Annotated in this window: 17 protein-coding genes and 1 tRNA gene; 10 read left to right on the top strand and 8 right to left on the bottom strand. The window is 63.4% G+C overall.

The genetic code is table 11. The features are described from left to right. Positions 1–56: 56 nt before the first annotated feature. From der to ACTZWY_RS07200, 3 genes are all read right to left on the bottom strand, one after another. Positions 57–1,517 carry a ribosome biogenesis GTPase Der gene (gene der / locus ACTZWY_RS07210; RefSeq protein ID WP_444790019.1) on the bottom strand — a complete coding sequence of 487 codons (1,461 nt, stop codon included), beginning with the start codon at positions 1,515–1,517 and terminating at the stop codon, positions 57–59. Positions 1,518–1,622: 105 nt separating this feature from the next. Next, entirely contained in the window at positions 1,623–2,939 is a 1,317-nt protein-coding gene (locus ACTZWY_RS07205; RefSeq protein ID WP_444790018.1) for an outer membrane protein assembly factor BamB family protein, read from the bottom strand. A gap of 69 nt (positions 2,940–3,008) precedes the next feature. Next, complete coding sequence (locus tag ACTZWY_RS07200) at positions 3,009–3,659, bottom strand: hypothetical protein (protein ID WP_444790017.1); 651 nt, start codon at positions 3,657–3,659, stop codon at positions 3,009–3,011. Positions 3,660–3,878: 219 nt separating this feature from the next. Between ACTZWY_RS07200 and ACTZWY_RS07195 the strand changes: the two genes are divergently transcribed. After that, positions 3,879–4,976: an efflux RND transporter periplasmic adaptor subunit gene (locus ACTZWY_RS07195; RefSeq protein WP_444790016.1), complete on the top strand. Its 1,098-nt coding sequence runs from the start codon at positions 3,879–3,881 to the stop codon at positions 4,974–4,976. Continuing rightward, a complete protein-coding gene (locus tag ACTZWY_RS07190; protein ID WP_444790015.1) occupies positions 4,973–8,680 on the top strand; it encodes an efflux RND transporter permease subunit in 3,708 nt (1,235 codons plus the stop codon). Before ACTZWY_RS07195 ends, ACTZWY_RS07190 begins: the two co-directional genes overlap by 4 nt. Positions 8,681–8,755: 75 nt before the next feature. On the opposite strand, the gene ACTZWY_RS07185 is transcribed toward ACTZWY_RS07190, so the two are convergent. Then, positions 8,756–9,436 (bottom strand): D-lyxose/D-mannose family sugar isomerase, encoded by a 681-nt coding sequence (locus tag ACTZWY_RS07185; protein ID WP_444790014.1) that lies wholly within the window; start codon positions 9,434–9,436, stop codon positions 8,756–8,758. A 149-nt stretch (positions 9,437–9,585) separates the two neighbouring features. On the opposite strand from ACTZWY_RS07185, the gene ACTZWY_RS07180 reads away from it, so the two are divergent. The 5 genes from ACTZWY_RS07180 (at position 9,586) to pbpC (ending at position 19,434) form a co-directional block, all read left to right on the top strand. Beyond that, on the top strand, positions 9,586–10,779 hold the full coding sequence (locus ACTZWY_RS07180; RefSeq protein WP_444790013.1) for an MFS transporter: 1,194 nt from the start codon (positions 9,586–9,588) through the stop codon (positions 10,777–10,779). 45 nt (positions 10,780–10,824) lie between these two features. After that, positions 10,825–10,898 (top strand) — tRNA-Gly (locus ACTZWY_RS07175). A gap of 63 nt (positions 10,899–10,961) precedes the next feature. Beyond that, the gene (gene ppk2 / locus ACTZWY_RS07170; RefSeq protein WP_444790012.1) at positions 10,962–11,861 is read left to right on the top strand and encodes a polyphosphate kinase 2; all 900 of its coding nucleotides are present in this window, start codon (positions 10,962–10,964) and stop codon (positions 11,859–11,861) included. A gap of 110 nt (positions 11,862–11,971) precedes the next feature. Continuing rightward, positions 11,972–17,416, top strand: coding sequence for an alpha-2-macroglobulin family protein (locus ACTZWY_RS07165; RefSeq protein ID WP_444790011.1), 5,445 nt, complete (start codon positions 11,972–11,974; stop codon positions 17,414–17,416). Continuing rightward, positions 17,413–19,434, top strand: coding sequence for a penicillin-binding protein 1C (gene pbpC, locus ACTZWY_RS07160; RefSeq protein ID WP_444790010.1), 2,022 nt, complete (start codon positions 17,413–17,415; stop codon positions 19,432–19,434). Before ACTZWY_RS07165 ends, pbpC begins: the two co-directional genes overlap by 4 nt. A 193-nt stretch (positions 19,435–19,627) precedes the next feature. On the opposite strand, the gene ACTZWY_RS07155 is transcribed toward pbpC, so the two are convergent. Further along, on the bottom strand, positions 19,628–20,434 hold the full coding sequence (locus ACTZWY_RS07155) for a ferredoxin--NADP reductase (protein ID WP_444790120.1): 807 nt from the start codon (positions 20,432–20,434) through the stop codon (positions 19,628–19,630). 211 nt (positions 20,435–20,645) lie between these two features. Between ACTZWY_RS07155 and ACTZWY_RS07150 the strand changes: the two genes are divergently transcribed. Next, positions 20,646–21,122: an Lrp/AsnC family transcriptional regulator gene (locus tag ACTZWY_RS07150; RefSeq protein ID WP_444790009.1), complete on the top strand. Its 477-nt coding sequence runs from the start codon at positions 20,646–20,648 to the stop codon at positions 21,120–21,122. Between the two features lie 36 nt (positions 21,123–21,158). Then, a complete protein-coding gene (locus tag ACTZWY_RS07145) occupies positions 21,159–21,776 on the top strand; it encodes a COG3650 family protein (RefSeq protein ID WP_444790008.1) in 618 nt (205 codons plus the stop codon). Here ACTZWY_RS07145 and ACTZWY_RS07140 read toward each other — a convergent pair. After that, a complete protein-coding gene (locus ACTZWY_RS07140; RefSeq protein WP_444790007.1) occupies positions 21,766–22,230 on the bottom strand; it encodes a DUF1499 domain-containing protein in 465 nt (154 codons plus the stop codon). The two genes, ACTZWY_RS07145 and ACTZWY_RS07140, sit on opposite strands and share 11 nt — an antisense overlap. A gap of 158 nt (positions 22,231–22,388) precedes the next feature. Here ACTZWY_RS07140 and ACTZWY_RS07135 point away from each other — a divergent pair, with 158 nt between their 5' ends. Then, the gene (locus ACTZWY_RS07135; RefSeq protein WP_444790006.1) at positions 22,389–23,711 is read left to right on the top strand and encodes an NAD(P)/FAD-dependent oxidoreductase; all 1,323 of its coding nucleotides are present in this window, start codon (positions 22,389–22,391) and stop codon (positions 23,709–23,711) included. 6 nt (positions 23,712–23,717) lie between these two features. On the opposite strand, the gene ACTZWY_RS07130 is transcribed toward ACTZWY_RS07135, so the two are convergent. Together ACTZWY_RS07130 and ACTZWY_RS07125 are read right to left on the bottom strand one after the other, a co-directional pair. Continuing rightward, a complete protein-coding gene (locus ACTZWY_RS07130; protein WP_444790005.1) occupies positions 23,718–25,112 on the bottom strand; it encodes an aspartate aminotransferase family protein in 1,395 nt (464 codons plus the stop codon). 69 nt (positions 25,113–25,181) lie between these two features. Further along, positions 25,182–25,880 carry a GntR family transcriptional regulator gene (locus ACTZWY_RS07125; RefSeq protein WP_444790004.1) on the bottom strand — a complete coding sequence of 233 codons (699 nt, stop codon included), beginning with the start codon at positions 25,878–25,880 and terminating at the stop codon, positions 25,182–25,184. Between the last annotated feature and the right edge of the window lie 95 nt (positions 25,881–25,975).

Here is a 25,975-nt window from a genome sequence, read left to right as displayed (position 1 = left end):
TTTATGAACAGGCTGAGCATGCCCCATATTGGTTAAGAAGCCAATAACCCTGCGGGTCAGTCTGCCTTGCGCCCCTGCAAGTGTTTGCGCAGCTTGGATGGTGGCGCTTTCTTGCGGCCCTTATACGGGTTTTTGTCAGATTGCGACCGCATGAACATACGAATGGGCGTGCCCGGCATGTCGAAACTGTCGCGCAGGCCATTGACCAGATAGCGGCTGTAGCTTGCGGGCAGGTCTTCGGGGTTGGAACACATCACCACAAATCCCGGTGGGCGGGTTTTGGCCTGTGTCATATAGCGCAGTTTGATGCGCCGCCCGCCCGGTGCGGGGGGCGGGTGGGCCTCGACCATGGCGGCCAGCCAAAGGTTCAACCGGGCAGTGGGCACACGGCGGTTCCACACTTCATGTGCGCGCAGCACGGCCGCGTGCAGGCGGTCCAGCCCCTTGCCTGTCTTGGCGGAAATGGTGACCAGCGGTGCGCCTTTCAGTTGGGGAAGCAGCTTTTCAAACCCCGTGCGCAGGGCTTTCAGCTTATCTTGCTTGTCATCTTCCAGATCCCATTTATTGACCGCGACAACCACCGCCCGCCCTTCGGTTTCCGCGAAATCGGCAATGCGCAAATCCTGTTGTTCAAACGGAATCGCGGCGTCCAGAAGCACCACCACCACTTCGGCAAACCGCACAGCGCGCAACCCGTCCGCGACGGACAGCTTTTCAACCTTGTCCACCACGCGCGCCTTCTTGCGCATGCCTGCCGTGTCGAAAATGCGCGTGGGTGTGCCCAGCCATGTCATCGACAGGGAAATCGAATCGCGGGTAATGCCCGCTTCGGGACCTGTCAGCAGGCGGTCTTCGCCCAGGATCTTGTTGATCAGCGTCGACTTGCCCGCATTGGGCCGCCCGATGACAGCAACCTGCAAGGGGCGTTTGGCGCTTGGGGTGAAATCTTCGGGGGTGTCGGTGTCATCATCTGCAACATCAAGGTCGGTTTCGGGCGCGTCTTCTTCTGCGCGTTCCTCAAAGGCGTCTGATAGCGGGCGCAGCATGTGGTAAAGTTCGTCCATCCCTTCGCCATGTTCGGCAGACAGGCGCACGGGTTCCCCCAGCCCAAGGCTGTAGGCGTCCAGCACACCGCCATCAGTGGCCCGTCCTTCGGCCTTGTTGGCCGCCAGAATGACATGGCTGGAGCGTTTGCGCAGGATGTCTGCAAACATTTCGTCAGTGGGCGTAATCCCGGTGCGGGCATCCACCATGAACAGGCAGATATCGGCCATGTCCACTGCGCGTTCGGTCAGGCGGCGCATGCGGCCCTGAAGGCTGTCATCGGTGACTTCCTCCAGACCGGCGGTGTCGATCACGGTAAAGCGCAAATCGCCCAGTTTGGCGGCCCCTTCGCGCAGGTCACGGGTCACACCCGGCTGGTCATCGACCAAGGCCAGACGTTTGCCCACCAGGCGGTTGAACAGGGTCGATTTGCCAACATTCGGCCTGCCGACAATAGCAAGAGTGAAGCTCATATGCCCCTCCGGGGAAAGCGTGATGGCCCCGCACAGGGGCCATCAGGAAAACGGGACGCCATGGCCTGCAGGAGTGTCCCGCAGGGCTGGCGGTGTTGTTCGGGTCTAGCGATAGGCGTGCAGCTGCCCGTCGCGCGACACGACATACAGCGTGCCGCCCACCACGATGGGGCTGATGGCCGCGCCGCCGCGCAATTCAATTTCGCCGCTCATGGCCCCGGATGCGGGGTCAAACAAGCGGATGCGCCCGTCACTGGACGCAACGACAAGGCGCCCGCCTGCCAGAAGCGGGCCGTAATGGGCGTAAATTTCCGCGCGGCGGCGTTCGCGAGTTTCTGTATGCAGGGGCAGCGGCTGCGCCCAGATGAAGTCCCCTGTGCGGCTGTCCAGCCGGATCAGGCGGTTGCGGTCCGACATCAGGAACACGGACCCGCCAACTGGCCATACCGGACCATAGGCCGCTTCATCCGCGGTCCAGGTGCGGCTGCCGTCGCGGGTGTTCAGGGCCATGACGCGGCCCGACTGGTTGCCCACGAAAACCTGATCGCCCTGAACAACCGGGTCGCCCGTCACATCTGTGACCTTGGCATAGGCCACCCCGACGCGCGTGCCCGCAATTACCGTGCGCCACATGGTCTGGCCTGTGTCGCGGCGCGCGGCAATAAGTTCGCCTGCAGGTGTGGGAAACAGGACCAGATTGCCCGCAATGGCCGGGGCGGCACCGCCCACCATGCTGGCCGGGGATGGCGTGCCGGTCAGGTGCCAGTCGGTCTGGCCAGTGGCTGCATCAATAGACCATGCCGTGCTGTCGGATGCCACGACATACACGCGGTCCCCGGCAACTGTGGGCGCCCCTGACAAGGGCGCGTCAAATGTCTTGGTCCAGGCCACCGCGCCGCTGCGCAGGTCCAGCGCCGCCAGAACCCCGAAGGCCGACGTGACATAAAGCTGGCCGTTCGCCACGGCCAGCCCCCCGCCAGACGCCGCATCCCCGTCGCGCGTGAATGAGGGCGTCAGGTCGCGTGTCCAGGCAATTTCGCCCTGCGTGGTCACGGCAGTGACCCGCGCGTGGCTGTCCAGCGTGTAAATCAGGCCGCCGCTGGCCACGGGTTCAGCAGTGATTCTCTGGCGCCGCCCTTCGCCCTGACCGATGGGCACCGACCAGACAGGTTGCAGGCTACCGCCAAGGGCAGGATGGGCAATGCGTGTGCTGGGCGTTCCCAGACGGTGGGTCCATTCGCTGTTGCTGGCGGTGGCAGGCAGGCTGATAGGGTCCGCCCGGTTGACCGGGGCTTCACCCGCGCCTTCCGCAAAAGGCGCGCGCAAGGGGAAGCGTTCCCCTTCAAGGATGAACCCGCGATCACAAGCGGCAACTAGGGTGCCAAGGGCAAGGATGCTCGCGTATGTCCAGAGTTTCACCATGCGCTCCTATAAATCTGGTCCGAAAGGCCGGTTTGGAATGAATGCCCGCGGGGGCGGCAGGCCCTTTTATCAGTTTGCGGTGGGATCACCACCCAAGGCAATGATTAGTTGCGACGCCCGGCGTGCAAGCGCATCCGACACGTCAGATTGTGACAACAAGTCCGTCAGAATTTCAATGCTTCTTTCCGAATTGCCCTGTTCCAACTGCAAAAGCGCCGTCTGTTCCAGTGCAAGTGGCCGGAAGGGGCGGCCAGGCTGTGACAGGCCCGCCAAGATTGCCTCACGTTCTGCGGCGGGAACATCGCTGCCCGCTGCAATAACGTATTTCAACGCGGCCAGTTGGCGATAGGCATCTGTCAATGCGCTATCTTCCGATGCGGCGCGCAGCGCGGCAAGTGCCGCGGGGCGGTCACTTTCAAACAGCTCGCCCGCGCCAAGCAGGCTGACGACGCCGTTTTGCGGGCCGGTGGTGTCAATTTGCCCCAACGCCTGTATCCGGTCGGCGGGCGCGTCATTTTCCAGCGCGGCAAGAACCGCATCCCCGAATGCCTGCGCCGATGCGCGGTCGCTGGCCTTGCGCCATTCGTTCCACGCGGCCCCCCCGACAATCAGCACGACCGCAAGAACGGCGATCCAGCCATATCGCCGCAGGTAGCCCGTCATGCGGTCCCGGCGCAGTTCTTCGGTGACTTCATCAATGAAACTGTCAGGATTGCTCACGCAGCACCTCGTTGGACAAAAACTGTGCATTCATACCGCGAAGCGGGGGGAATTGCCAAGCCCTGCGCAACACTGCGCCGCAAGTGTTGAAATCTTCTGTGCGCTGTGTATGTTAATCAAATAAACATCACTTGTGCTTTGTCGTTGCGATGTTTAATCTGAACCCTGTAGTTCAGCGTATATTCACAAGTGTGTTTTCTACGGATCGGAGTGATCGGCATGCGTCTGTTTCCACTGCTCACCGCGCTGTTGGTGATGACGGTTATTTATCTGGCTGTGATGGAACGCGACGCGCTGCTGGGCTATGCGGGGGTCGTGACGGAAGACACGGTTCAAGACGACGCTGACACCCCTGTGCAAGGGCGCATCCGTGTGGTTGTCCAGACATCGCAGGCGCGTGAAATCGAAAATACGGTTGTGCTGCGCGGGCGCACCGAAGCGGCGCGTCAGGTTGATGTGCGCGCCGAAACATCCGGTCTGGTCACGTCCGAACCCCTGCGGCGCGGCGCGCAGGTCGCGGCCGGTGCCCCCTTGTGCGAAGTTGCGCCCGGCGTGCGCAATGCCGCCCTTGATGAAGCGCGCGCCCGCCTGACCGAAGCCGAGATCAACTTTCGCGCGGCATCTGGCCTGTCCGAAAGCGGCTTTGCATCTGACACGCGGCTGGCCAATGCGCGCGCGGCGCTGCAATCGGCGCAGGCAGGCGTTGACCGCGCCGTAGAGGAGATGGCCCGCCTTGTCATGTATGCGCCCTTCGATGGCATATTGGAAAGCGACACTGCAGAACTGGGCAGTCTGCTTCAGCCCGGCGCACTATGTGCAACGCTGATCCAGCTGGACCCCATCCGCCTTGTGGGGTTTGCCACCGAAACCCAGATTGACCGTCTGGTTTCCGGCGCCCCCGCACAGGCGCAACTGGCTTCCGGTCATCAGGTTGCGGGGGCGGTCAGTTTTCTGTCACGCGCCGCGGACCCGCAAACGCGCACCTTCCGTGTCGAAGTGACCGTGCCCAACGCGGATATGCTGATACGGGACGGCCAAAGTGCCGATATCATGGTGAATTCGCGCCCGGAGATGGGCCATCTGCTGCCCGGCTCGGCCCTGACGCTGAATGACAGCGGCGAATTGGGCCTGCGCGTGGTGGATGATGCGGGGCTGGTCAGTTTCGCGCCCGCCACTGTGCTGCGCGACACGGAGTCGGGCGTTTGGCTGACGGGTTTGCCTGAGGTTGTCACCGCGATCATCCTGGGCCAGGAATTCACGCGCGAAGGGGCTTATGTGGACGCCGTGGAGCAGACGACCCAAAGGGCTGAACCATGATCGGGCTTGTTTCATGGGCGGCCAGCCATGCGCGCATGGTCATGGCCTTGGTGGTCATGACCCTGTTTGCGGGAACGGTGACCTATTTCAACCTGCCCAAAGAAGGCGAGCCGGATATCGAGGTTCCGGCGGTCATCATTTCAGTCCCCTTTCCCGGCATTTCGGCGGTGGATGGCGAAACCATGCTGGTGCGCCCCATGGAAACCGAACTGTCCGATCTGGACGGGCTGAAAATGCTAAGCGCGTTTTCCGCTGACGGCTTCGCCGCTGCCGTTTTGGAATTTGAATTCGGGTGGGACAAAACCGCCACGCTGGCCGATGTGCGCGATGCGATGGGCCGCGCCGAAGGCAAATTTCCCAGTGGTGCGCAAAATTATTCAATTACCGAGATTAACTTTTCCGAATTCCCCATGATTATTGTCGCCGTGTCTGGCGATGTGTCTGAACGCATGCTGTTGCGCGCTACCCGCGATTTGCAAAGCAGAATCGAAGGTCTGGACTCCGTTCTGGAAGCGGAAATTGCCGGCGCGCGCGATGAGATGGTTGAGGTGCTGATCAACCCGTTGCGGCTGGAAGCCTATAACGTGACTGCAGGCGAATTGATTAATGTGGTGACGCAGAACAACCAGCTTGTCGCCGCCGGCGAGGTGGAAACATCGGCCGGGGCATTCGGGGTGACTGTTCCCGCCAGTTTTGCCGGGCCGGAAGATATTTACCGCCTGCCGGTCAAGGTGAATGGCGATTCGGTTGTCCGGCTGGGCGATCTGGCGGAAATTCGCATGACATTTGCGGACCGCGCGGGCACGGCGCGGTTCAATGGGGAAACAAACCTTGCCATTCAGGTGGTCAAGCGCAAGGGCTTCAACGCGATCGACACTGCCGAACAGGTGCGCGCAGCCATTGCCGCAGAACGTGCCAGCTGGCCGGAAGAACTGCAGACGGCCATTCGCATAACCCCCGCGATGGATACATCCGTGCAGGTGGATGAAATGGTCGGGCAACTGGAAGGGTCGGTTCTGACGGCAATTGCCCTTGTCATGATCGTGGTGCTGGCCGCGCTGGGCGCACGGTCTGCCATGCTTGTGGGGTTTGCCATTCCCGCGTCGTTCCTGCTGTGCTTTATCTTGTTGGGCATCATGGGTGTTGCAGTGTCCAATATTGTCATGTTCGGCCTGATCCTTGCAGTGGGGGTGCTGGTGGACGGCGCGGTGGTCGTGACCGAATACGCCGACAAACGATTGCAGGAAGGCGACGGGCCGATGCAGGCCTATGTCAAGGCCGCCCAGCGCATGTTCTGGCCCATCACCGCATCCACCGCGACCACGCTATGCGCGTTTTTGCCCATGCTGTTCTGGCCGGGGGTGGCGGGCGAATTCATGGGCATGTTGCCTGTCACGCTGATTTTCGTGTTGACTGCATCGCTGATTGTCGCGCTGATTTTCCTGCCGGTTCTGGGCGGGCTTAGTGGCCGCGCGGCGCGCGTTCTGGACCATGCCACACAGGGGCTGCGCCGCCTGCCATGGCTGGCGCGCCTGCCTTTTGCCGTGCTGGCGGCAGCGGCCATGTGGCTGGGGGCCATGCTGTTGCTGAACCCCGGCTATTTGCAGGGGGGCACGCAGGCCGCGCAATCAGCGGTGCAGCTTTTGCCCGGTGCCGTGTTGATGATGCTGGCCGCGATGGGCATTTCCATCAGCTTTGCGGCCATCAAACCCCAGCCAAAACCCCGCCGCATCGAGGCGCGCCGCCGCTATTCGCCCACTGGCCATGTGATGCGGTTGTTTGTGGGCAATCCTGTCATGCCGGTGGTGTTGATTGTGGCTGTTGCGGCCTTCGTTGTTGCCACCTTCCAGTATTATGGCGAAAACAATCGCGGGGTGGAATTCTTCGTCGAAACCGAACCGGAACGCGGCATCATCTATGTGCGGGCACGGGGCAATTTCTCGATCACGGAAAAGGACGCGCTGGTGCGCCAGATCGAAGAAATCACCCTTGCCGAAGACGGGATCGACGCGGTGTTCGCCTTCGCGGGGGATGGTGGGCTGAACACCAATACTGCAGGCGCAGGCCCCCCGCGCGATGCAATAGGCCAGATCCAGTTTGAACTGACCCATTGGCAAACCCGCATCGGCGACCCGCAAATGCGCGGCGCCACCATTCTGGAACGGCTGGAACAGAAATTCGCGCAAGTGCCCGGCCTGCAGACGGAATTTCTGATGCAAAGCGGCGGGCCAGCGGGCCAGAAGCCCGTGCACCTGCGGCTGAAGGGTCAGGATTTCGACGTGCTGGAAGGGGCTGTGGAAACGGTGCTGGCGCGGTTTCGTGACACCCCCGGCCTGTTTGATCTGGAAGACAGCCGCCCCATTCCCGGCATTGACTGGCAAATAGATGTCGACACCGCCATGGCGGGGCGTTTCGGCGCTGATGTGGCCACCATTGGCGGCATGGTGCAACTGGTCACGCGCGGGCTGTTGCTGGACACAATGCGTGTCGACAGCTCGGATGAGGAAATCGACATCCGCGTGCGCTTGCCCGACGGGGACAGGCTGCTGTCAACGCTGGAAACCCTGCGCGTGCAGACAAGTTTCGGCATGGTCCCTTTGTCGAATTTCATCACCACCCGGCCTGTGGCGCGGCGCGGCCAGATCGACAGGGTGGACCAGCAACGCTATTTCGACGTCAAGGCCGATGTGCGCGGCAGTCTGGTCCGGCTGGTGGATGCATCGGGCCAGACCATGCGCGTTGTGCCGCGGTCCCAGACCATCCCGCGCGAGAATACGCCGGGCAGCGATGCCTATGACCGCGCCCAAGCCACCCTGTCCGAGATTGAGCGCAACGGCTGGCGGATGGTGCCCATCACGGCGACCGAGCGCATTGAAACCCTGACGCAATGGTTGACCGCAGAAAACCCGTTGCCCGACGGCGTGGCTTGGGAATGGACCGGTGAGCAGCAGGATCAGGAAGAAAGCACACAGTTCCTGACTGTTGCCTTCAGTGCCGCGCTGGGCCTGATGTTCGTCATCTTGCTGACGCAGTTCAACAGTTTCTATAACTCGGTGCTGGTGTTGCTGGCGGTCGTTCTGTCCTCGGCCGGGGTGTTGATTGGCATGATTGTCATGGATCAGACCTTCTCGGTCATCATGACGGGGACAGGGATTGTCGCGCTGGCGGGGATTGTTGTGAATAACAACATTGTTCTGATCGATACCTATCAGAATTATGCGGCCATCATGCCCCGGATCGAAGCGATCATCCGCACTGTTGAAGCGCGCATCCGCCCTGTTTTGATGACCACGACCACCACAATGGCGGGCCTGACGCCCATGATGCTGGGCATCAGCATAGATTTTGCCAATGGCGGCTATGCGATCGACAACCCCACCTCGCTTTGGTGGAAGCAGTTGGGCACTGCGGTGGTGTTTGGTCTGGGGGTTGCCACGATCCTGACATTGATGTTGACGCCCGCCATGCTGGCGCTGCGGGTCTGGATTGAAAAAGGGGCCTATCGCGGGGCTTTGGGCCTGCGCTGGGTGCTGTCGCGGCGCGGATCAGCTGCGCGGCGCGACAATGCGCTGGAGCGCAAGCTGCGCGGGATCAGCGGGACAGAGCTTATCTGGCATGTGCCGCCCGCCCCGCTGGAAGAACAATTGCCCCTTCAGCTTGAAAACCCGCTGCCGCCGCAGGTTCCCTTGCGCGCCGCCGAATAGGCGTGTCGGGCCGTAGCGAGAAAAAGGGGCTGCCGCCCCGACCGGCCCTGACGGGCCGGTCCCCCCGCGAGTATTTCAGGCAAGATGAAGGCGGTAGTCGCTGACCAGCAGCCGCCATGGGGCCGTATCTTCGTCAATGGTGGCGAAGCGCGGCAGGGGGGGATCAAAGATATTGTCGGTTTCGTCATCATTGACGGTGCTGACTTCGCCAATCAGGCAATCCGCGCCTTCGGCCCAGAAGGCATGCCAGTCCCCGGGCCTTAGGGTCACGCTTTCGCCCGGGGCAAGCTGCAGTTTGCCGCCTGCGGGCAAGGTGCGGGCAATGCCGTCGCACATGACCGTCACTGGCGCGGAAGTGTCGCGCTGCCCGTCAGGCGATGAGGCGTAGAGTTCCACCACCAATGTGCCGCCGCCCCGGTTGATGATATCTTCGGATTTGATGATATGGGTGTGCATGGGGCTAAGTTGATGGACGCGTGAAATCAGCAGCTTTTCGGCATAGACCATGCCGCGCCCCTGTTGCAGGTCCGCCAAGGTGCCATTGCGCAAGGTAAACAGCGCCAGTCCCATGCGCGTGAAATCGCCGCCGCCATAATCGGTGATGTCCCAGCCCAGCCGCCGTTCCCTGATATGGCCATGATCGCTTTCGCGCAGGGCGTCGGGCGACAGGTGCGCAAAAGGGGGCAGGGCGAAGCGGAAGCTGGCGATAAATTCGTCGGCGGCGTGCAATATCTGATTGATCGCAGATCGTTTCATGTGCGACTCCTGTTTGCGCTACCGGCCCTTTGTGGCACGCACCCGGATGGTGTGAAAGTGCGAACGCGGTCCCTACTTGCATTTTCGCGCGGTGCTGCGCATGTTGCCCGCCTTGGCCCCCCCCCCTTGCTTTCGAAAGGCGCGATGTCATGGTCGCCACGTCAGATACCCCCGCCGCAACGACAACATGGATTGTGCTGGTCGGCATCAGCCTTTGTCATATGATCAATGATGTGATGCAATCGCTGCTGGCGGCATTGTATCCGTTGCTGGCGCAGGAGTTTTCGCTAAGCTTCTGGCAGATCGGTCTGATGACATTTGCGTTTCAGGTCACTGCGTCGCTGATGCAGCCGCTTGTGGGGTTGGTGACGGACCGTCGGCCCATGCCGCAATCGCTGCCGGTGGGCATGGGGTCAACGCTGATCGGGCTGGTGTTGCTGGCCAGCGCGCAAAGCTATGGTGGCCTGCTTGCGGGGGCGATGCTGATTGGCGTGGGGTCGGCGGTGTTTCACCCCGAAGCCAGCCGCGTGGCAAGGCTGGCGTCAGGCGGGCGGTTTGGCACAGCGCAGTCACTGTTTCAGGTGGGCGGCAATTTCGGGTCTGCGCTGGGGCCGTTGCTGGCGGCGTTCATCGTGCTGCCCTTGGGGCGGCCAAGTGTGGCGTGGTTTGCGATTCTGGCCCTGATCGGAATGGTTTTGCTGAACCGTGTGGGGGCATGGTATGGGGCAATCAACCGCGCCAATGCCGCGCGCGGGCGTCCCAGCCGCGAGAGTGGCCTGCCACGCGGGCGGGTTGTCCGGGCGGTTGTCATTCTGGCCATTCTGACCTTCAGCAAGAACGCCTATACCGCCAGCATCAGCAGTTACTACACGTTTTTCCTGATTGACCGTTTCGACATGGGCATCGGGGTTGCGCAACAAATGCTGTTCCTGTTTCTGGCCGCGGCGGCGGCCGGTGTCATGCTGGGCGGGCTGATCGGCGACAGGTTCGGACCGTTGGTGGTGATCTGGGTGTCCATTCTGGGGGTTTTGCCCTTTACGTTGCTGTTGCCGCATGTCGGCCCTGTGGCCACGGGTGTCTTGTCGGTGATCATTGGCGTGGTCATCGCGTCGGCCTTTCCGGCCATTGTGGTCTATGCGCAGGAATTGCTGCCCGGTCGCGTGGGGCTTGTGGCGGGAATATTTTTCGGGCTGGCCTTCGGCTTTGGCGGGATTGCGGCGGCGCTTCTGGGGGTTATGGCGGATTATCGCGGCATTGCATGGGTGTATCAGGCCTGTGCGTGGTTGCCGGCGTTGGGGGTCATCACGGTATTTTTGCCCCGCAGGCCCCTGATGCGGGCCTAGCCAGCGCTTGACCCTGCCATGACCTTGCGCTAATCCGTGACCAGCGCGGGCATGGTGAAATGGTATCACATGAGCCTTCCAAGCTCTTGGTGCGGGTTCGATTCCCGCTGCCCGCTCCAACCTTCACTTGCATCAGACCGAATTTCCGCCTTTGCTGGCCAGACTAGCATAAGGAATAAGGTATGAGTGAGATCCCGATGCCCCTTGACGGGCTGGTGACTGCGTTTTTGAATGACACCGCGCCAGACGCGCTGCGCCAGACGGTGCTTGATGCCCGCAAGCGTGACACGTTGGCGGGGAATTACCCCTATCCGCGCTGGATGAAGAAATCCGATTACGAAGATGACCTGAAGCCGCTGCAATTTGAACTGGTCAAGTTGCAACATTGGGTGGCCGAGACAGGCCAGCGCGTGGTTATCATCTTTGAGGGGCGCGACACTGCTGGCAAATCCGGGGCCATCAACCGCATCACCGAAGTGACGAATCACCGCACTGTCCGCGTCGAGGCCCTGCCGCGCCCCACGGACCGGCAATTGCGCGAATGGTATTTTCAGCGCTATGTGGCGCGCCTGCCTGCGGGCGGGGAAATGGTGCTGTTTGACCGCAGCTGGTATAACCGCGCGGTCATTGAACATGTGTTCGGGTTTTGCACCCCCGGCCAGCGCGCCCGTTTTTTCCAGCAAGTGCCGGAATTTGAACGCATGCTGGTGGATGATGGCGTTCATCTGGTCAAGATATGGCTGAATGTCAGCCGCGCGGAACAGTTGCGCCGCCTGTTGGCGCGCGAATCAGACCCGATGAAGCACTGGAAACTGTCGCGGATCGATGTTGACGGGCTGGCAAAATGGGACAGCTACACCCATGCCATCGCAGACACATTCCAGCGCAGTCATGTTGATTTTGCGCCATGGTGCGTTATCCGGTCCGAGGATAAATACCGCGCGCGGCTGGCCGTTCTGCGTCATATTCTGGGCCAGTTGCCCTATGACCACAAGGACCACGCCGCCCTGACCCCGCCCGACCCGCAGATATGCACATCCCCCGCTGGCTGGCAGATGGAGTTGTGGGGGGACGGCAGCTAACATTATGGTAGCGCGCGGCGCAAAAATATACGCAACGCTGTGAAGCTGCGTGCTAGGGTAAATGCGGGCGTGACCCTGCGCGCCTGTTCCCGTCCAAGCCGGAGGTTTCCATGCCTGTTCTGTCCCACCCCCGACATTCGGTGCGCGCCAAGCTGATGCGTGCTGGCCGGAAGGCCGCGCTGCTGCTGGTGCTGGCGTTGCCCGTCGGGGTTCATGCGCAATCCACCCCCGCCATCCCGGACCGTTTCGCCACGACCATGGCAAATACCGATTTCCCCGGTGGCGACCTGACGCCTGTGTTTGACACAACGCTGGCGCAATGCCACGCAACCTGCCTGCGCATGGCAGATTGCGCGGGGTTCACCTTCAACCAGCGCAATGGCGCGTGTTTTCCCAAATCCCGGATCGGGGCACCCGGCGCGTATGAAGGGGCTGTTTCGGGCGTGATCCAGCAGGTGGCGCAGGCCAGTCTGACGCGGGCGCAGGCGCTGCGCGCCAATCTGGATTTTCTGGAAAGCTTCGATATGACCGCCGCGCGCGACATGGCGCAGACCATGGCCGACAGGCATTTTGCCAATGGCATGAGCGAAGCCGCGCTTTTGGACGGGGCGCGCAGCCGGTCTGGCAATGATGCTGTTGTCTGGACGGGGGCGGCGGTGACTGTGGCCGATAGCGCGCGGGCATGGCTTGCCCATGCGCAGGCGCTGGGGGCCTATGCCGCCGAAGCAGCGAATAACCGCTTTGACCTGAACCAGCGCGCCGCCGGTGCCGCCATAAATGCCGCGTTGCGCGCGCCGGACACTGGCGCGCAGGTGCAGGCCCTGCTTCAGTTGGCGGGGGCGCTGGAAGGGGTGTTTCGCGGCCAGGACGCCTTGCAGGCGCTGCGCGCCGCTGACCGCCTAAGCCCCGGTGCCGCAGGGGATGACCTGATGCGCTTGCGCGAAGAATACGGGTTCCGCCTGTTGTCGCATGATGTGGATGCGCTGACAGCATCGCCGCGGATATGCGCCAGCTTTTCAGACGGGCTGTCGCCATCGCGTGATTATGCGCCCTTCGTGCACAGCGCGGCGCAGGGACTGGCCCTTGAGGTCGAGGGGCAACAGCTTTGCCTGTCCGGCATCAGCTATGGCGAAAGCTACAGCCTGACGTTTCGGGCGGGTCTGCCCTCGGTTTCGGGCGATACCTTGGCGGGGGATGTGCCGCTGGATGTGTATGTGCGCGACCGCGCCCCAGTGGTGCGTTTTGCAGGGCGGGGATATGTGCTGCCTGCATCCGGCCCGCGCGCCCTGCCTGTGGAAACCGTGAACGCCGACAGGCTGGATTTGCGGTTGCTGCGGGTTTCGGACCGCAACCTTGTTGCGGCCATCCGGCAGGGCAATTTTGCCCGCACCCTAAGCCAATGGGAAGGGGACCGCGTTGAGCAGCTTCTGGCCGAACCTGTCTGGCAGGGCGTGGCTGAAATTGACAGCGCCCTGAACCGCACAACCACAACGCGCCTGCCACTGCAGGAGGCTGGCGTGCTGCAAGCCGGGGTCTATGTGCTGCGCGCGTCCGTCCCCGATACCGACCCCTATGATGTGCCCCCCGCGATGCAATGGTTCATGGTGTCCGATCTGGGGGTAAGCAGCTATCAGGGCAGTGATGGCCTGCATGTGGTTGTCCAGCACCTGTCCGATGGCACCCCCGCTGACGGGGCGCAGGTGTCGCTTCTGGCGCAGTCCAACCGCGTTCTTGCCCAAGGCCGCGCCGATGCGCAGGGCCATATCCGTTTTGCCGCCGAACTGGTGCAGGGGCGTGACAGCAGCGCGGCGGCCATGGTGCTGGTGGAAACCACAGATGAGGATATGGCGGTTCTGTCGCTGTCCGATCCCGAATTCGATTTGTCTGATCGCGGCGTCGAAGGGCGCGCGGCCCCCGGCCCGGTGGATGTGTTCCTGACCACCGATCGCGGTGCCTATCGCGCGGCCGAGGTGATCCATGTCACCGCCCTTGTGCGCGACCAGTCCGCGCGCGCCATCCACGGCATGCCGCTGGGCGCGCGCCTGTTGCGCCCTGATGGTGTGGAATATGCGCGCCACCAAAGCACGCGCGAAGTTGCGGGTGGCCATGTTTTCGCGCTGCCGTTGGGCGGGGATGTGCCGCGTGGTCTGTGGCGGGTGGAACTGCGCGCCGACCCGGACGCGCCCGCGCTGGCCAGTCAATCCGTGCTGGTCGAGGATTTCTTGCCTGAACGCGTAGATTTCGACCTGCGCCTGTCGCAAGATGGCCCGATTGACCCTGCCGCCCCGCCCGAATTGGACATTACCGCGCGCCATCTGTTTGGTGCCCCTGCGGCTGGGCTCGCCCTGGCGGGCACAGTGACCCTGCGCCCCGTGGCAGAGTTGGAGGGCTGGGCGGGCTACCAATTCGGGCGGCATGACCAACGCCTTGATCCCCAGCGCCGCAGTTTTGAACGCGGCCTGCAGACTGATGCGGCGGGGCAGTTGTCCCTTGCCCTGCCGCTGGACGGGGTTCAGCTGGAAAACCGGCCCTATGGCGCGACCATGACCGCCACCTTGCTGGACGGGGCGTCACGCCCTGTCGAACGCAGCCTGACGCGCGCCTTGCGGCCCGTCGGGCCAGTGCTGGGCATTCGTCCCGCATTTGACGGACCCTTGCCTGAAAACGCACAGGCGCGTTTTGATCTGGTGCTTGTCGGTCCTGACGGGGCGGCGCAGTCTGGCGCAGTGCGCTGGCAGCTCGACAAGGTTGAAACACGCTATCAGTGGTTCAGTCTGGACGGGCGCTGGAACTGGGAACCCGTGACAAACCGCAGCCGCGTCGCGCAAGGTGATGTCACATTGCAAGATGGCCCGCACAGTATTTCGGTGCCCGTCGACTGGGGCAATCACGAATTGCGCGTCACGCATGAAGGTTCGGATTTCGCCAGTGCCTCGGTCGGGTTTGCGGCGGGGTGGTATGCCGCCGACACGGCCCGCGATACGCCTGACATGCTGGCGCTGGCGCTGGACCGGCCCGCCTATGCGCCCGGTGACGTGGCGCGGTTGCGTATCGTCCCCGATGGCGCGGGTATGGCGCAGGTCATGGTTCTGGCAGACCGCGTGATTGACATGCGGCTGGTGCCGGTGTCCGGCGAAACCGTGGTGGAATTGCCGGTAACCGGTGACTGGGGCACAGGGGTCTATGTCACCGCCAGCCTGATACGCCCGTCAGACAGTGCCGCGCAGATGCCGGCCCGCGCATTGGGGCTGGCGCATGCCGCCGTGCAACCGGGGCCGCGCGCGCTGGACGTGACGCTTGACGCCCCGCAACAGGCCGACCCGCGCGGCCCCTTGGCGGTTGTCATGACGCTGGAAAATGACCCTGATGGCCCCGTTGATGGCCCGGTCTATGCCACAGTTGCGGCCATTGATCTGGGTGTGCTGACCCTGACAGGGTTTGCCCCGCCCGACCCGGTGGCGCATTTCTTCGGGCAGCGCCGCCTTGGTGTGGCGATCCGTGACATCTATGGCCGGCTGATCGATGCGCGGCATGGTGCCATGGGGCAGGTGCGTTCGGGCGGCGATGCGCAAACCGCCGCGCGTTCCGGCCCCGCCCCGTCCGAAGAATTGCTGTCGCTGTTTTCAGGGCCCGTCAGCTTTGTGAACGGCCGGGCGGAACTTGCGTTTGACCTGCCCGCCTTCAATGGCACCGTCAGGGTCATGGCGGTGGTCTGGTCTGACGATGCCGTGGGGCAGGCCAGCGCAGATGTTCTGGTGCGTGATCCGGTTGTCATTCAGCCCAGCCTGCCGCGCTTCATGGCCCCGGGTGATGCCAGCCGTTTGCGGCTGGAGCTGACGCATGCAACAGGTGCCACCGGCGATATGGCCTTGCACCTCAGTGGCCATGGCCTTGGCGATGTGCCCGCATATGTCACCCTTGGCGCGGGCGAAACTGTGGCGCTGGATGTGCCCCTGCGCCCGACTGCGCCGGGGGACCACAGCTACCAGATTGCGCTGACCCTGCCAGACGGGCGTATCCTGACGCGTCAGGTGGCGCTGACGGTGCAATATACCGACCCCGAAATCGCGCGTTCGTCGCAATTTGTTCTGGAACCGGGGCAGGTGTTTGACTTCGGGGCCGATGCGCTGGACGGGCTGCGCGCGGGAACAGGCCGCGCCACGCTGATGGCAGGCGGGGCGGCGGGGCTGGACATGGCGGGGCTGATCCGGCGGTTAAGCGCGTATCCCTACGGGTGCACCGAACAGATTGCGTCTGGCCTGCAGCCGCTTTTGCTGGCATCCGATACGGTGCTGGACATGGGGCTTATGACGCAGACGCAGCTGCGCCAGCAGGTCCAGACCGCCATTGACGCGATTCTGACACGGCAGGACCGGCGCGGCAGTTTTGGCCTGTGGGGGGCGGGCGGGTCCGACCTGTGGCTTGATGCCTATGCCACCGATGTGGTGTTGCGCGCGCAGGGGCAGGGGGCCAATGTCGCCCCCGCCGCGCTGCGCATGGCGCTGGACAATCTGCGCAATCAGGTCGCGCAGGCGGGCGGATTGTATGATGGCGCGGGCGGCTATGCCTATGCGTTCGAGGTTCTGGCCCGAGCAGGCGAGGCCGCAATCGGGGATCTGCGCTATTACGCGGACACGCTTGCGGACCGGTTCGACACGCCAATTGCCGCCGCCCAACTGGGTGCGGCGCTGGCCGCGTATGGCGAACAAAAGCGCGCGGATGCCATGTTCACCCGCGCGCGCGATATGGCGTTGGCTGATCAGGCCCCGTCTGGCTGGCGCAACGATTACGGGACAGCGCTGCGCGACACTGCCGCAGTGCTGGCGCTGGCCCTTGACGCGGGCAGCGCTGTTGTGGACGGCCCGCAATTTGCCGCCGCCCTGTCATCGCGCCCGTCGTTTGACCAGTTATCCCCACAAGAAGCGGCGTGGTCCTTGCGGGCGGCGGTGGCGTTGCGGTCCGGCGCACAGGGGCTGACACTGAATGGCCAGCCGGTTGCGGGCCATATGGTGCATTTGCTGGATGGCCAGCCCGCGCGCGTTGGCAATGACGGCGCGCAGCCGGTCACCGTGACCCTGACGGCCTTTGGCGTGCCCGAAACGCCCCCTGACGCGGGCGGGACGGGGTACACGATTGCGCGCAGCTATTTCGCCATGGACGGGCAACCCGCTGACATGGACGCGCTGCGCGCCGGTGACCGGCTGGTGACCGTGCTGGACATTCGCCCCGATCGCGGCAGCGGCGACGGGCGGCTGATGGTGGATGACGCCTTGCCTGCGGGGTTTGAAATCGACAATGCGAATTTGCTGCGCGATGGCGATATTCGTGCCTTGGACTGGCTGAACACCCATGACGGGGCTGAAATGACCCAAGCGCGCGCTGACAGGTTCCTTGCGGCAGTGGATTGGCGCAGCGATGCGCCCTTGCGGCTGGCCTATATCGTGCGGGTGGTGTCGCCCGGCGTGTTCCACCACCCTGCCGCCAAGGTTGAGGACATGTACCGCCCGACCCGCCGTGCGACGACTGGCACAGGGCGCGTGACGATTGCGCCATGAACGCGCGCACGTTGCTGGGCGCGGTGGGTCTGGCGGTGGTGCTATGGGCGGGGTTCGACCGCTGGGTGGCCATGACGCCCATGCCCGCCGACCTGCGCCCTGCCACCGCAACCGAAGTGCTGGCCCATGACGGGCAGCTGTTGCGCGCCTTTATGGTGGATGACGGGCGCTGGCGGCTGGCGGTTGACCCGGACCGCGTGGACCCTGCCTACCTGAACATGCTGATCGCCTATGAGGACCGTCGGTTTTACCGCCATTCCGGCGTGGATGTCGCGGCCTTGTTGCGGGCAGTGGGGCAGGTGGTGGTCAACGGGCGGGTGGTGTCGGGCGGGTCCACGCTGACCATGCAGGTGGCCCGCCTGATTGAAGACGGTCCAACCGGGACATGGGCGGGAAAATGGCGCCAGATCCGGCTGGCCCTGGCGCTTGAACGCAGGCTGGACAAGGCCGCGATCCTGTCACTGTATCTGCATCATGCGCCCATGGGCGGCAATCTGGAAGGGGTGCGTGCAGGGAGTATCGCATGGTTCGGGCGTGACCCTGCGCGCCTGACGCCCGCACAGGCGGCGCTGCTGGTCGCGCTGCCGCAAGCGCCTGCGCTGCGCAGCCCTGACCGCCACCCGGCCCGCGCGCAGGCCGCGCGCGCGCGCGTGCTGGCGCGTGCGCACCGTGCTGGCGTCCTTGCTGCCGATCAGGCTGCCGCTGCGCTGCGCGAACCCCTGCCCGTGCAGCGCCGCGCCTTTCGTGCGCATGCGCCGCATCTGGCGGACAGGCTGCGTGGTGCCGCACCTGATGCCCGCGTGCACCTGACCACGCTTGATGCGGACCTGCAGGCCGCGCTGGAAGAACTGGCCGCGCGCGCGCTGCCAGCGCTGCCCGCGCAGGCCACTGTTGCGTTTGTGGTGGCCGATCACGAAAGCGGGGCCATTCGTGCGCTGGTGGGGTCGGGCGATTATACATCAGTGGCGCGGCGCGGATTTGTGGATATGACCCAGGCGCCGCGTTCGCCGGGGTCCACGCTGAAACCGTTGGTCTATGGATTGGCGTTTTCCGACGGGCTGGCCCATCCTGAAACAGTGCTGAACGACCGCCCGACCAGTTTTGGCGGCTATGCGCCCCAGAATTTCGACCGCAGCTTTCGTGGTCCGGTCACGGCGCGCGAAGCGCTGCACCTGTCGCTGAACCTGCCGGTGGTGGAAGTGACACAAGCGCTGGGACCGGCGCGCGTGATGGCGGCGTTGCGGCAGGCGGGCATTGCGGCCGATATTCCCGGCGATATGGCGGGGCTGGCTGTCAGTCTGGGCGGGTTGGGGGTCACGCTGGAAGGGATGGTGCAGTTTTATGCGGCCATCGCGCGCGGGGGCGAAGGGGTGGCGCTGTCGGTCACGCCTGCACCACCCGCCCCGCGCCGGCGTGTTCTGACACCACAGGCCGCGTGGCATGTGGGCGACATTCTGGCCGCAACCCCGCGCGCGCCGGTGCTGCCGGACTGGCCGCTGGCATTCAAAACGGGCACGTCCTACGGGCACCGTGACGCGCTGGCCATCGGGTTTGACGGGCGGCATGTGGCCGGTGTGTGGGTCGGGCGTGCGGATGGGGTGCCGGTTCCGGGCATGTATGGCGGCGATGTTGCCGCGCCGCTTCTGTTCGATGTGTTTGCCCGGCTGGGGCCGCGCCCTGTGCCGCTGGCACCCGCCCCGCCTGATGCGCTGGTGCTGACCCATGCGGAATTGCCCGCGCCGCTGCGCCATTTCGGCCAGCGCGCCGGACAGCCGCGCGATGCGCCCGAACTGGCCTTTCCGCCTGATGGGGCCGTGATGATGGCGGGCGCGGGCGGGATGGTGGCGCGTGTGGATCGCGGGCGCGCGCCGTTTAGCTGGTTTGCCAACGGGGTGCCGGTGGTGCTGCGCAGCCATGACCGCAGCGCCGTGTTGCCCCTGCACGGTCCGGGCTTTTTTAGCTTGTCGGTGGTGGATGCGGACGGGCTGGCCGCGCGCGCGCAGATCGAACTGCAATAGCGCCTGTCGCAGTTATGGGCGGTGCACATTTGGGCAGGTTGCGCAAAAGGCGGAACCGGTTTTGAGCTTCTCGAACCTGCGAAATCAATAAGTCGGCGTATGTGGCGTGAATGCGAATGAACGCCACATCCCCTAAAACGCGGCTGAAGGCCGGGTTGCCAGTGTTGAACACGACGCCCCGGCGCTGTCAGGGTCAGTCCACAAAAGCCTTTTCAACCACATATTCGGCAGGGGCGCTGTTGGCCCCTTCGGTCAGGCCCGCATCTTCCAGAACCTTCTTGATGTCCAGATTGAACGCCAGTGACCCGCAGACCATGGCGCGGTCGCTGGCAGGGTCAAGCGGGGGGATGCCCAGATCGGCAAACACTTTGCCCGAAGACAGGTTGTCAGTCACCCGGCCCGTATACTGCCCGGCTTCGCGTGTTGTGGACGGGTAATACAGCAGCTTGTCGCCCACCAACTCGCCGATCAGCGGGTCATCGGGCAGCGCTTCGACCAGATTGCGCCCATAGGTCAGTTCTGCCTGTTCGCGGCAGGTGTGCATGACAATGACCTGCTCATATTTTTCCCATGTATCGGGATCGCGCAGCAAGGATGCGAAAGGGGCAATTCCGGTGCCTGTGGCCAGCATCCACAACCGTTTGCCCGGCAGCAGCGCATCCAGAACAAGGGTTCCCACGGGTTTGGGGCGCAAGATGATCTTGTCGCCGGGCTGGATATGCTGCAGGCGCGATGTCAGCGGACCGTCCGGAACCTTGATCGAATAAAATTCCAGTTCTTCATCCCATGACGGGGACGCGATGGAATAGGCGCGCAACAAGGGTTTGCCATTGTCGCCCAACAGCCCGATCATGACAAACTCGCCCGACCGGAAGCGCAGGCTAAGCGGGCGCGTGCAGCGAAAGGCGAACAGGCGGTCGGTGTAATGCGTCACCGATGTGACAGTCTGTGCATCCGGCAAGGTTGGCGTGGCTTTTGCGGCGGGTGCGATTTGATCCATCATGCGTTCTTTCCTGTCTGCCTGCGGGGGCTGGCCCCAATATCGCGTATCCCTTGACCCAAGGGTATACCTTGATGCCGATCAATATCAATCGGAGCGAATTGCCGCAGCACATAACCTGTTGCAGAAGATATTTCCATTTCATAGGATGCTAAAACGTGAATTTGGGAAACTGTCCCATCATTTTGCGCATTGTGGAGAAAATGGACCAATGGCAAACAATCTGGATGATCTGGACAGGCGTATTCTGCGTGAATTGCAGGACGATGCAAGCCAGTCGCTGGACGAAATCGCGCGCAAGGTCGGGTCCAGCAAGACGCCCGTATGGAACCGCGTGCGCAAATTGCGGGCTGCAGGCGTCATCACGCGCCAGACTGTGCTTCTGGACCCCGAATCGCTGGGGCTGGAAGCGTGCTTTTTTGTTCTGGTGCGCACTGCCGCCCATGAGGCCGATTGGCAAAACCGTTTCCTGCACGCCGTGCGCGCCCGCCCCGAGGTGATGGAGGCCCACCGCCTTGCTGGGGATATCGACTATATTCTGAAGGTGCGCGTGCCCAATGCCCGCGCCTATGACCGGTTCTATCAGGCGCTGATTTCCGAAGTCAGCATCCATAACGTAACGGCCCTGTTGTCGATGGAGGAAATCAAGGCGACCACGATCTTTTCGATGGATGAAGACGCCATGTGACCCGCGCCGCGCATGGCAGACAAACAGGAGGGACGGATGTTGCGTATTCTGAAATGCGTTGTCGTGGCGGCGGGGGTGCTGGTGGCTGTGCCACTTTCGGCGCAGGAGTATCCGCAACTGTTTGATCTGGTGGATGTGTCCGCAGGGGATGTCCTGAACATCCGGCGTGAACCGTCCGGCAGTGGCGATATTATGGGCAGTTTTCCCCCCGATGCCACGGGTATAGAAGTGGTGACCCTGAATTCAACCCAGCGCTGGGGGCTGGTGAACACGGGCGAAGGGACAGGGTGGGTGTTCATGCGGTATCTGCGCGCGCAAGGCCAGCCGATAGACCATTTCAACATGCCTGTGGGCTTGCGGTGTTTCGGCACCGAACCGTTCTGGTCCATTCGCAATGATGGCGGTGTGTGGCACTATGACAGCCTGAATGGCGATGGGGGTGAACTGACCATCGAGATTGCGCAGGATAGCGGCATTGCGCAGGATTTTCGGCGCATGGTGCGCCTGACGGGGCCGGACGGGCCTGCAACGGCGTTTATCTACCCCGAAATGTGCAATGACGGGATGAGTGATCGCGCCTATGGGCTGTCCATCGGGTTTATGGCTGGCCCGTCTGCGCCATTGTTCAGCGGATGCTGCAGCCTTAGTCCCTGACGGGCAGGGCCTGCAATGCGGCAATCCACGCCTGCAGCCTTGCGCGGTTATTGCCCATATCCGAATGCCCGAAACGCGCGCGCGCGAAGGCCAGCAGCGCGGCCCCGTCCCCGGCGGGTTCAATCATGACAGTCGTATAATCGGGGAAACCCATGACGGGGGTGCGGGTAAGATAGGTCATATGGCCCTGTGCCACGGACCCCGCCAGCAGCTGCGCCCCGCCGCGGCGGGCAATCTCATCAACCTGCGCGGCAAGCGCTGCAGGCGACATCTGGAAAATGGGGGGCATGGCATCGCCGCCCACCATGCGGATCAGGTGGAAATTCGGTGTTTTCGGGCGCGCAACCAGTCTGGGGTCTTCGTGCCATGTTGCGGGGTCGGACGGGGCCAGCCGGATATAGGCCGCCACGGCCACGGCCAGAACCACAAGAACAATCAATCCCAGTTTCACCATGACCCTATGTTCCCCGATAGTGGCAAATGACGGCAGATCACCTTGATTACTACAGCGGTCCGGCATTTGCCATGGCTATGGATCATGTGTAGGGCAACGGCCATTCCCCTTTCGGGGGCTGTCATGTAGCTTTTGGCATGATCGCATGCGGGGGGCATATGCTGTATGAATTTGCCGGATATGACACGGCGCAGTGGCCCGACAGTTATTGGTGGGCATCTGGTCCGGCGCTGGCCAGTTATGACGCTGTTCAGGGCTGTGTTGCGGCGGATGTGGCGGTCATCGGGGCGGGGTATGCGGGGCTGAACGCGGCGCTGGAACTGGTGGAACGCTACGGCCTGCGGGTGGCCGTGCTGGACGCCGCGCAGCCCGGCTGGGGGGCGTCGGGGCGCAATGGCGGGTTTTGCTGCCTGGGCGGCACCAGGCTGGACGCCCCTGCCATTGTGCGCCGCACAGGGGCAGATGGCGCGCGCGACTGGCAGGATTTCGAACTGGCCGCGATTGAACGGGTGCGCGACAATTTGCAACGCTATGACATTGACGCCCACACCACCGAAGCGGGTGAGGTGCTTCTGGCGCATTCGCGCAAGGCCTGGGCCAGACTGCAGCGCGACGCCGCGCAGGACAAGGCCGCTATTCTGTGGGACAGGGCGGCATTGCGCGATCAGGGGCTGAACACAGCCGCCTATCATGGCGGGGTCTATGTGCCCCATGGGTTTGGCCTGCATCCGCTGGCCTATGCCGCAGGACTTGCGCGCGCCGCAGCGGCGGCAGGTGTGCGCATTTTCGGCAATAGCCGTGTCACCGCGCTGCACCCCACGGGCGGCGGCTGGGTTCTGGACACTGCCACGGGGCGGGTTCATGCAAAACAGGTGCTGATTGCGACCAATGGCTACAGTGACGAACGCCTGCCCCGCTGGATTGCGCGGCGCATTCTGCCCGCGCTGTCAAATGTCATGGTCACGCGCCCGCTGTCGCGCGGGGAACTGGCCGCACAAGGCTGGACGCGCCAGCTGATGGCCTATGATGCGCGGATCATGCTGCATTATTTCCGGCTGCTGCCCGATGGGCGGTTTCTGTTCGGCGCGCGCGGCGGGCTGTCCTTCGCGCCCGCTGCTGTGGCGCGCTTCGCCGCGCGGGCGCGTGCGGAATTCGAGGTGATCTTTCCTGCCTTCGCGCAGGCCGAAACGCAATATTGCTGGAATGGTCTGGTGTGTCTGACAGGATCGCTGGCGCCCTATATCGGCCCGGTGCCCGGCGCGGGCGGGCTGTGGCTGGCGCTGGGCTGGCATGGCAATGGCGTGGCCGCCGCATCCGAAGGGGGCAGGCGGGTGGCCCGCGCGCTTATGGGCGAAGCCTCGGCCCCGCCCACCCTGTCGCGCCGTCCCCCGTCGCGGTTCATGGTCCCGCGCAAGGCCGCGCTGCGCGGGGTCATGATGGCGGCGGCGCTGCGCGACGGTCCGGTGCGCCCGGTCCGGTAAGGGGCGTCAGGCCGCGGCCTGAAACAGCCCTTCGCGGTGCAGGTGGTCCAGCGTCTGGTCCAGCGTCTTGCGCGCGCGCGCCACCAGTTCGTCAATATCGGCGGGCGTAATCACCAGCGGCGGCGCAATGATCATACGGTCCCCCACATGGCGCATGACCAGGTTGTTGCCAAAGGAATATTCGCGGCAGATATACCCCACTGTGCCCGCATCGGCCGCAAAGCGTGCGCGCCGCGCCTTGTCCGGTGTCAGCGCAAGGCTGGCCATCATGCCGCGCGACACGGCCTCGCCCACCAGCGGGTGATCGGCCAGACCGCCCCAGGCCTGCGCCAGATGGGGCGCTGTATGGGTGCGCACGCGCTCAATGATGGCTTCTTCATGCAGGATGCGCAGGTTTTCCAGCGCAACGGCAGCGGCCACCGGATGGCCGGAATAGGTATAGCCGTGGTTGAACTCATCCTGCCCGATGGTCTGCGCCACCTCATCGCAGACAATGGACCCGCCAATAGGCTGGTAGCCCGAACTCAGCCCCTTGGCGATGGTCATGATATGGGGCCGGATGCCATAGCTTTGCGACCCGAACCAATACCCGGTGCGCCCAAAACCCGTGATCACCTCGTCTGCGATCAGCAAAATGCCGTATTTGTCCACGATGCGCTGAATTTCGGGCCAGTAGCTTTCGGGCGGAATAATCACCCCGCCCGCCCCCTGCACAGGTTCAGCAATAAAGGCTGCAACGTTTTCCACGCCCAGTTCAAGTATCTTTTCTTCCAACTGGCGCGCGCGGGCAAGGCCGAAATCATCGGGGGTCATGTCGCCCCCTTCGCCATACCAATAGGGCTGGTCAATATGCACGATGCCGGGAATGGGCAGACCGCCTTGCGCATGCATCCCCGCCATCCCCCCCAGTGACCCGCCCCCCATGGTGGACCCATGATAGCCATTATGGCGCGCAATGATGGTGCGCCGCGCGGGCTGGCCCTTCAGGGCCCAATACTGGCGCACCATGCGGATGTTGGTGTCATTTGCCTCGGACCCGGAACTGGCGAAAAACACATGGTTCAAATCGCCGGGGGCCAGTTCGGCCAGTTTTGCCGCCAGTTGCAGCGCGGGCACATGGGTGGTCTGGAAAAACGTGTTGTAATAGGGCAATTCGCGCATCTGGCGGGCGGCGGCCTCGGCCAGTTCCGCGCGGCCATAACCTATGTTGACGCACCACAACCCGGCCATGCCGTCAATCAGTTCCTGTCCGTCACTGTCGGTCAGCCGCACCCCTTCGGCACGCGTGATGACACGCGCGCCTTTTTGCCCAAGGGCGGTATTGGCGGTGAACGGGTGCATGTGATGGGCGGCATCCAGGGCCTGCAACTCGGCGGTGGGCGGGGTATTGCGCAATGTCATCTGCAAGCTCCAGAATTCGGGGTCACCGCCAAGGATACGCAGGGGCAGGGGGGCGTCAAGGGAATTTGATCAAATTTTGGCGGGTGGTCCGAACACGCCCCCCCGCAGCCCCGCGCGGATATTGGCAACACCTTGGGCAATATCATCACGGATGGCGGTTTTCAGCGCGGCATTGTCGGCTGTTTCCAGGGCGGCAAGGGCACGTTTGTGATGATCGGGCATATGCAGCATGTCACCATCCGCCCCGCGCGCGCCCGCGCCCGCCGGCCCGTGACACACGACCCGCAAGGACGGGCCGAACCGCAACCACAGGGATGCGGCCAGGGCCTGCAGAACATCGGACCCCGCGCAGGCATACAATTCAAAATGAAACTCATGATTCGCCCGCAGATAGGCGGGTATGTCCCCTGTAGCAATCGCGCCGTCCAAACGCGCGTCGATCGCGCGCAGCCTGTCTATCACTGCTGCGTCGCAACGGCTGGCACCCTGTTCGGCCAGCCGGGTTTCAACGGCTTCGCGGGCATAGCCCAGATCGTCCAATGCAGGTTCGCCCAGACGGGGCACACAAACCCGCCGGTTGCCCTGCAATTGCAACGCCCCTTCGGCAATCAGGCGGCGAATGGCCTCGCGCACAGGGGTCATGCCCAGCCCCAGGCGCGTCACCAGCCCTTCAATGGTTACCGCATCGCCCGGCGCCAGTTCCCCGAATAAAACCATATCCCGAAGTGCTATATACGCAAGCTGATGGGCGGGCAGACGGTCGGGCATGGGGCTGTCTTTCAACGGGGGGCGGGCAGGTGCCACGGGCATAGTTCATCTTGCCCCAAATACTCAAAAAAACGCCGGGCGTCAGCCCGGCGTTT

It is taken from the genome of Roseinatronobacter sp. NSM (assembly GCF_052379845.1).
In the GTDB taxonomy this organism is placed as follows: Bacteria; Pseudomonadota; Alphaproteobacteria; order Rhodobacterales; family Rhodobacteraceae; genus Roseinatronobacter.
This window is presented reverse-complemented; position numbering and strand designations above follow the sequence as displayed.

Coding starts and splice junctions, on each gene's coding strand:
- der (WP_444790019.1), bottom strand. CDS start 1,517: ATGAGCTTCACTCTTGCTATTGTCGGCAGGCCGAATGTTGGCAAATCG.
- ACTZWY_RS07205 (WP_444790018.1), bottom strand. CDS start 2,939: ATGGTGAAACTCTGGACATACGCGAGCATCCTTGCCCTTGGCACCCTA.
- ACTZWY_RS07195 (WP_444790016.1), top strand. CDS start 3,879: ATGCGTCTGTTTCCACTGCTCACCGCGCTGTTGGTGATGACGGTTATT.
- ACTZWY_RS07190 (WP_444790015.1), top strand. CDS start 4,973: ATGATCGGGCTTGTTTCATGGGCGGCCAGCCATGCGCGCATGGTCATG.
- ACTZWY_RS07185 (WP_444790014.1), bottom strand. CDS start 9,436: ATGAAACGATCTGCGATCAATCAGATATTGCACGCCGCCGACGAATTT.
- ACTZWY_RS07180 (WP_444790013.1), top strand. CDS start 9,586: ATGGTCGCCACGTCAGATACCCCCGCCGCAACGACAACATGGATTGTG.
- ppk2 (WP_444790012.1), top strand. CDS start 10,962: ATGAGTGAGATCCCGATGCCCCTTGACGGGCTGGTGACTGCGTTTTTG.
- ACTZWY_RS07165 (WP_444790011.1), top strand. CDS start 11,972: ATGCCTGTTCTGTCCCACCCCCGACATTCGGTGCGCGCCAAGCTGATG.
- pbpC (WP_444790010.1), top strand. CDS start 17,413: ATGAACGCGCGCACGTTGCTGGGCGCGGTGGGTCTGGCGGTGGTGCTA.
- ACTZWY_RS07155 (WP_444790120.1), bottom strand. CDS start 20,434: ATGGATCAAATCGCACCCGCCGCAAAAGCCACGCCAACCTTGCCGGAT.
- ACTZWY_RS07150 (WP_444790009.1), top strand. CDS start 20,646: ATGGCAAACAATCTGGATGATCTGGACAGGCGTATTCTGCGTGAATTG.
- ACTZWY_RS07145 (WP_444790008.1), top strand. CDS start 21,159: ATGTTGCGTATTCTGAAATGCGTTGTCGTGGCGGCGGGGGTGCTGGTG.
- ACTZWY_RS07140 (WP_444790007.1), bottom strand. CDS start 22,230: ATGGTGAAACTGGGATTGATTGTTCTTGTGGTTCTGGCCGTGGCCGTG.
- ACTZWY_RS07135 (WP_444790006.1), top strand. CDS start 22,389: ATGCTGTATGAATTTGCCGGATATGACACGGCGCAGTGGCCCGACAGT.
- ACTZWY_RS07130 (WP_444790005.1), bottom strand. CDS start 25,112: ATGACATTGCGCAATACCCCGCCCACCGCCGAGTTGCAGGCCCTGGAT.
- ACTZWY_RS07125 (WP_444790004.1), bottom strand. CDS start 25,880: ATGCCCGACCGTCTGCCCGCCCATCAGCTTGCGTATATAGCACTTCGG.